7 protein-coding genes are annotated in these 6,078 nt (G+C 36.7%); 4 read left to right on the forward strand and 3 right to left on the reverse strand.

Going from position 1 to position 6,078, the window contains the following annotated elements:
- Nucleotide 1: 1 nt before the first annotated feature.
- Both JGH11_RS10340 and JGH11_RS10345 read right to left on the reverse strand, forming a co-directional pair.
- Complete coding sequence (locus JGH11_RS10340; protein WP_201111513.1) at nucleotides 2–268, reverse strand: hypothetical protein; 267 nt, start codon at nucleotides 266–268, stop codon at nucleotides 2–4.
- Nucleotides 265–543, reverse strand: coding sequence for a hypothetical protein (locus JGH11_RS10345; RefSeq protein WP_201111514.1), 279 nt, complete (start codon nucleotides 541–543; stop codon nucleotides 265–267). Before JGH11_RS10345 ends, JGH11_RS10340 begins: the two co-directional genes overlap by 4 nt.
- Nucleotides 544–725: 182 nt before the next feature.
- Here JGH11_RS10345 and JGH11_RS10350 point away from each other — a divergent pair, with 182 nt between their 5' ends.
- Nucleotides 726–2,033: an alpha-L-fucosidase gene (locus JGH11_RS10350; protein WP_201111515.1), complete on the forward strand. Its 1,308-nt coding sequence runs from the start codon at nucleotides 726–728 to the stop codon at nucleotides 2,031–2,033.
- A 193-nt stretch (nucleotides 2,034–2,226) separates the two neighbouring features.
- On the opposite strand, the gene JGH11_RS10355 is transcribed toward JGH11_RS10350, so the two are convergent.
- Entirely contained in the window at nucleotides 2,227–3,630 is a 1,404-nt protein-coding gene (locus JGH11_RS10355; protein ID WP_201111516.1) for a cation:proton antiporter, read from the reverse strand.
- A 204-nt stretch (nucleotides 3,631–3,834) separates the two neighbouring features.
- Between JGH11_RS10355 and JGH11_RS10360 the strand changes: the two genes are divergently transcribed.
- The 3 genes from JGH11_RS10360 to JGH11_RS10370 are packed head-to-tail and all read left to right on the forward strand — an operon-like array spanning nucleotide 3,835 to nucleotide 5,599.
- A complete protein-coding gene (locus JGH11_RS10360; protein ID WP_201111517.1) occupies nucleotides 3,835–4,395 on the forward strand; it encodes a hypothetical protein in 561 nt (186 codons plus the stop codon).
- 60 nt (nucleotides 4,396–4,455) lie between these two features.
- Nucleotides 4,456–5,238 carry a HipA family kinase gene (locus JGH11_RS10365; RefSeq protein ID WP_201111518.1) on the forward strand — a complete coding sequence of 261 codons (783 nt, stop codon included), beginning with the start codon at nucleotides 4,456–4,458 and terminating at the stop codon, nucleotides 5,236–5,238.
- Nucleotides 5,216–5,599 carry a DUF3037 domain-containing protein gene (locus tag JGH11_RS10370; RefSeq protein ID WP_201111519.1) on the forward strand — a complete coding sequence of 128 codons (384 nt, stop codon included), beginning with the start codon at nucleotides 5,216–5,218 and terminating at the stop codon, nucleotides 5,597–5,599. The genes JGH11_RS10365 and JGH11_RS10370 overlap by 23 nt, the downstream gene beginning before the upstream one ends.
- The last annotated feature ends 479 nt before the right edge of the window (nucleotides 5,600–6,078 follow it).

Raw genomic sequence — 6,078 nt, forward strand, 5'->3', positions numbered from 1 at the left:
TTTACTGTTCTGTTTTTCTGTTTTTATATTTACGTCTAGGCTTGGATTTTGCTTTAAGAGGTTCTTTTGCTTCCTCAGTCTGACTCTGTAGCCAGTTTCTCAGTTCACGTACTTGTCGGATCAGGCAACTTGCACACGATTGAGGCGTTTCGATTTTCTCAAATACCTGATTCGAAAGGTTGTATATCTTACTCATCGAGTAACGATGTGTCTTGTCTATTTCGGTCAGAAGTTTTTCTACATCTTGTTTTAGATCGATTTCATTCATTTTGTTATCTTTTTATTATCAATAAATTTTACAATCAAAAACAGTATAAATGCCATTGCTACTCCTATCAAAAGTATCGTCAGCGATTCGTATGCCGCAGCAGTCAGAACTGAGAGCAACCATGTGAGGTGAAACGTGAAGCAAGGGCGGCAATTGAACGGTTTGCGATCCCATCGTTTGTCTATTTCGGGTAGCCTGATTGATAATACTGATCCCCAGTATAGGGAAGTGATGGCTGTGAGCGACATGGTAACGGCAATAATTATTGTATCCATACTGTTTTTTACAGTATAGATAAATGAAGAGCGAAAAGATGAATTATTTTAAGAAATAGAGTTGAAAGCAAAAAATACGTACCTATTTTTTTATCCTATGATTTTATATAATAAATAATAATGGGTGCCAAATAATTTTTTTCTCTATCTTTATAACTGTTAACATTAAAAATAAAGCCCTAATGAAGAAGAGTCTACTGAGTTTATTCCTGATTTCATTTATTTGTATCAATATGTTTAGTCAAGCAACAGTTCAAAAGCCAGATACTAAATGGTTTGAAGATGCCCGTTTCGGAATGTTTGTCCATTTCGGGCCATACAGTGTATTAGGAGCAGGTGAGTGGGTTATGAACTCCCGTCCTATAAAAGGAAATAACTATATGCGTTTGCAGAAATTGTTTAATCCTCAGGCCTTCGATGCCAAAGAGTGGGTGAGGACTGCTAAAAATGCAGGAATGAAATATATTGCATTCACATCGCGCCATCATGATGGTTTTAGCAACTGGGATACTAAACAGTCCGACTGGAACATTATGAACACGCCTTATGGAAAGGATCTGATAAAACAATTGTCGGACGAATGCAAGAAAGAAGATATAAAACTTGTCTTGTATTATTCTCTACTCGACTGGATGCGTTCCGATTATCAGTACGAAACCGGACGGACAGGTAAAGCTGCCGGACGAACCGAAAAAAGCAACTGGAGCTCGTATATCAATTTCATGAAGGCCCAGTTGACTGAATTACTTACCAACTACGAAATAGCAGGTATCTGGTTCGACGGACACTGGGATCAGACAGCCGACGAAAACCGTACCGATCATTCTACTCATGTAGATTGGCACTATCCCGAAATATATAATCTTATCCATACTCTAAAACCCGGTTGTCTTATTGCAAACAATCATCATTTACCTCCATTCGAGGGAGAGGACTATCAGGTATTCGAGCGTGATGTGCCTGGCGAAAACAAGTCTGGATATAGCGGACAGGAAGTGTCTCGTTTACCTCTCGAAACTTGTGAAACAATAAATACTTCTTGGGGTTTTAATATTACCGACGATAAATTCAAGTCGAAGAAAGAACTTCTGGATCTTCTTATTCGCACTGCGGGATCGGGGGCTAACTTATTGTTGAATGTTGGTCCTATGCCAAACGGAGAGATCGAACAGGAGTGTGTGGTACGTCTGCAAGAGATGGGAGAGTGGATGGCCAAATATGGTTACACGATATATGGAACCAAAGCAGGTTTTATAAAACCACAGCCTTGGGGTGCTGTAACTAAGAAAGATAAAAAGTATTACATTCATATTTTAGACAATAGTACAACATCTTTAACTGTTAATATTCCGGATATTAAATCTGCAAAATGGATAAATGTAAATTCGGCATTGGAATGGAAAAAGGATAAAAAGTCGGGCGATGTATCTATCTCTATAAAAGGAGTATTAGACGATATCGATTCAATTATTGAAATAGAAGTGAAATAACGAAAAAAGATAAATATATAATCTTTCGAAACTAACATAAATAAAAAAAGTTAACAAGTAAAATGGGATGAACAAAATATACCCGTTTTTAGTTATAGTGTTGTGTAGTTTTGTAAAGTTTGTGTTAAGGTTAAAGGAAGTCTGCGATGTGATGTTGCGGACTTTTTTACTTCTTATTCTCAGAGGTCATTTTTCATTTAAACACCTTTCCTATGAGATTTAATAAAGGTCCTGTCATGAACGTTGTTACCAAAGCCATTATCACCATCATTGCAAAAATCTCATTATTTAATATCCCCAGATCATACCCTATATTCAGCACTACAAGTTCCATCAGGCCCCGAGTATTCATCAGTGTACCTATCGTCAGGCTATCTTTCCAGCTTTGTCCTACATAACGGGCAGCAAGAGCACTTCCTATAAATTTGCCTAATACGGCTACTAAAATAATCAATCCTGTTATTTGCCATAAGTATGCATCGTTCAATAGTCCTATTTGTGTTCGCAAACCTGTAATAACAAAGAAGAGCGGGAGCAATAGAACCAATGCTACGTCTTCTATTTTGTCGATAAATATACTTCTGAATCTTGGATTGCTAGGCATGATAACACCTGCCATAAATGCACCGAAAAGGGCATGTATACCAATAGTTTCAGTTATAAAAGAGGAAATAAGCAATACGAGGAAGAATATGGCTACAGCCGATTTTTTAAAGCCTTTTTCTGTATTATATAATTCTGCTGTCCTTTTGAGAAAAGGGCGTATTACTCTTATCATAAACAAAACATAACCTACGGCAAGTAAAATAGTATAAATAGAGCTGACAAACGAGCCAGCCTTAACAATGGCAATAACCGCAGCAAGCAAACACCAGGCAGTAATATCGTCGGCTGCCGCACAAGTGATGACAATAGCGCCTAGCTTTGTTTTGTGAATGCCTCGTTCTTGAATAATACGTGCCAATACAGGAAACGCGGTAATGCTCATCGAAATACCTAGGAACAGGCTAAATGACATGAACGAGATCTCTTCAGGGGCAAAAGATGAATAGATGAAGAAAGCCAGTGCTATTCCTGCCGCAAATGGAATAATAATGCTGGCATGACTTATAACCACAGCTTCATGGGCTTTATTTTTTAATACTTTCAGATTTAATTCCATCCCGATGACAAACATAAAAAGAACCAGCCCTATTTGGCTTAGAACCTGTAAATTGCCAAGCGATTGGACAGGAAATATAAATTGTGATACATCGGGCAAATATAATCCCAGTAGGGATGGGCCTAACACTATACCGGCGAGGATTTCGCCCACCACCGAAGGTTGTCCTATCTTATTGAAAAGCCAACCAAATATGCGGGCAAATATGATAATGATAGTTACCTGTAGCAATAAAATACCTGCAGGATGCTGGAGGTTTTGAACAAAGGAATCCAGAAAACCCTGAAATGAACTGGCGTCGGAAGCCGTAGCAATTATTTTACGTCCATTTTCCAAACTTTTTCCGGTTGTAATAATCCAATATACAATAGTGGAAAACCCTCCTATAATAAGAATATAAAAAAAAATTGTCCTGAATCGTTTTACAATTTCCATGATCTATTATAATTATCATTAATAATGAGAATGATACAAAAAAGTGATGTGGCAAATTTTTATATTGTTCCTGAACTAATTTGTAACAAGAAATATTTTTTTATTGTTCGGTAGAAACTGTTAATAATGATGTATACAAATTGCTTATCTTTAGATTCTTTTATAAGGATATGCTATATTTAAACAGAAAAAAATCTTAGATATATGACATTTGATCAATTTGCAGACGAGATAGATAATTTGAAAGATAGCTTTGAAAACAGAAATTTAGAATCGTATTTGCTCGCAATATATAAAAACATACAGGATAATTATTCGGTTTATGTAAAGGAGAAACCTACATTAGATTTGGTTCTTTGTATTTTGAAAGAAGCCTTTACTTCCGATCCAGCTGCTTTAGAGCCTTCCTGGCTAGAGATAACAATGCCTCCGGATCCAAATAGAATGAGCCGTAAGTTTACTAATCCTGATATTAAGGATGAATTCGATAAAACAAATATTTCGGATGCAGACGGTATGGATTTTACAATATCTGTACTGAAATTTCAGATTTCCGAATTGCATAAGATGCAGGGCAAGCAACTCGAAGATGAGTATCGCTATTTCGGTATCAATTCGGAGACCGGACACAGGTGGTATAATTTCGATCCTTTTACCAATCTTAATTGTGGTGTTCGGTGTATGGATGATAATGAAGACGGAACGGCGGATATCGATTGGTCGTTTATCGGAAACCTGTTGGAGGATGGGCGGATATATGAATAAATAAAAATAGAGTTCTGGTAAGAATAATCTATCTTTATCTTTTAAATAATAAAATTTAAAATGGAATTACGTACGGTAAATGTAATCAGATATATTACTCCTCTGCGAGAAGGCGGTTCATTGCCGGCCTTGGCCGAAGCCGATGATGGATTTAAATATGTTGTCAAATTTCGTGGAGCAGGGCACGGAACAAAAATGCTGGTGAGTGAGCTGATTGGTAGTGTAATGGCTCAGGAATTAGGTTTTCGTGTGCCCGAAATTGTTTTTATCAATCTGGATGAAGCATTCGGACGCAGCGAAGGCGATGAGGAAATCCAAGACCTGCTAAAAGGAAGCCAGGGGTTGAATATGGGATTACATTATCTTTCCGGCGCGCTTACTTTCGACCCCGTAGTGACTCGGATAGATGATCGAACGGCATCGCAGATCGTGTGGATGGATGCACTGCTTACCAATGTAGACCGTACGGCTCGCAATGCCAATATGCTGATGTGGCATAAAGAATTGTGGTTGATAGATCATGGTGCTTCACTTTATTTCCATCACACATGGGTGGGCTGGGAAAAGTACGCATTGAGTCCCTTTATTCAGGTCAAAGACCATGTATTACTACCTTATGCAAGTCTTTTGGATGAGGTAGATGCCGAGTTTAAAAAGATACTGACACCCGATAAAATAAAGGAAATAGTAGGTTTATTACCAGACGATTGGCTCCATTGGGGAGGGAGTGAAGACTCTCCTCAGGATATACGACAGGTATATATCAACTTTTTGAACGAGAGAATAAAACATTCCGAAATATTTATAAATGAAGCCAAGCATGCAAGGAAAACACTTATATGAATATGCCGTCATTCGTGTTGTTCCGAGAGTAGAACGCGAAGAATTTATAAATGTAGGCATTATAATGTACTCTAAGCGGGAAAAATTTCTCAAAGCCCGTTATTATATAAATGAGAAGAAATTAGGATTGTTCTCTACCGAACTCGATATAGAATCACTTTGTGCCAATTTGAAGGCATTCGATAAAATATGTTCGGCTGCTAAAGACGGTGGATTCATAGCCTCACTCGACATCACCGAACGTTTTCGGTGGTTGACGGCTGTACGTAGTACTTCTATACAGACATCCCGTTCGAATATGGGTTTTACCGACGATCTGGACGCTACGTTTGATAAACTGTTCGAAGAGTTGGTGATGTAAAATTTACTCTTTTGATATCATCATTTCATTTTCGTTAATAATTAAAAGTATACTAACTATTGAGAGAAAAATAGAAGGTAGACGTAGCCTGATTTAGGCTTGTCTACCTTCTCATTGTGCATAAGGTTGGTGGTTAAAATGAGTAGAAGAGTAAAACTTTATATTTTATTAGTCTATTCAAAGAAACACATTCTCATTTCTTTAGTATTTCTTATCAAATAACTATGACTTCGTTAAATGTTTTGTGTAGTATTCTTAATATAAATTGTTGAAATAAATTTATATAAATTGTGTGACAAATACACATGTGTAAGTTTGATGATCTTTTTGTATAACTTTTGTTTTGTGTAACTGATTGTATATAATGTGATTGTATTTATTGTATATAACTTTTTTGTAAGATCATAAAACTTTTTACCTGTTATTTATTTTAGAACTTTTATTTGAATTTATTATCTAATTGCCCTTATTATTAAATT

The organism is Dysgonomonas sp. Marseille-P4677 (assembly GCF_016652235.1).
Taxonomy (GTDB): Bacteria; Bacteroidota; Bacteroidia; order Bacteroidales; family Dysgonomonadaceae; genus Dysgonomonas.

What these genes read in the sequence shown, in the direction of transcription:
- JGH11_RS10340 (WP_201111513.1), bottom strand. Translation starts at nt 268, where the DNA reads ATGAATGAAATCGATCTAAAACAAGATGTAGAAAAACTTCTGACCGAA.
- JGH11_RS10345 (WP_201111514.1), bottom strand. Translation starts at nt 543, where the DNA reads ATGGATACAATAATTATTGCCGTTACCATGTCGCTCACAGCCATCACT.
- JGH11_RS10350 (WP_201111515.1), top strand. Translation starts at nt 726, where the DNA reads ATGAAGAAGAGTCTACTGAGTTTATTCCTGATTTCATTTATTTGTATC.
- JGH11_RS10355 (WP_201111516.1), bottom strand. Translation starts at nt 3,630, where the DNA reads ATGGAAATTGTAAAACGATTCAGGACAATTTTTTTTTATATTCTTATT.
- JGH11_RS10360 (WP_201111517.1), top strand. Translation starts at nt 3,835, where the DNA reads ATGACATTTGATCAATTTGCAGACGAGATAGATAATTTGAAAGATAGC.
- JGH11_RS10365 (WP_201111518.1), top strand. Translation starts at nt 4,456, where the DNA reads ATGGAATTACGTACGGTAAATGTAATCAGATATATTACTCCTCTGCGA.
- JGH11_RS10370 (WP_201111519.1), top strand. Translation starts at nt 5,216, where the DNA reads ATGCAAGGAAAACACTTATATGAATATGCCGTCATTCGTGTTGTTCCG.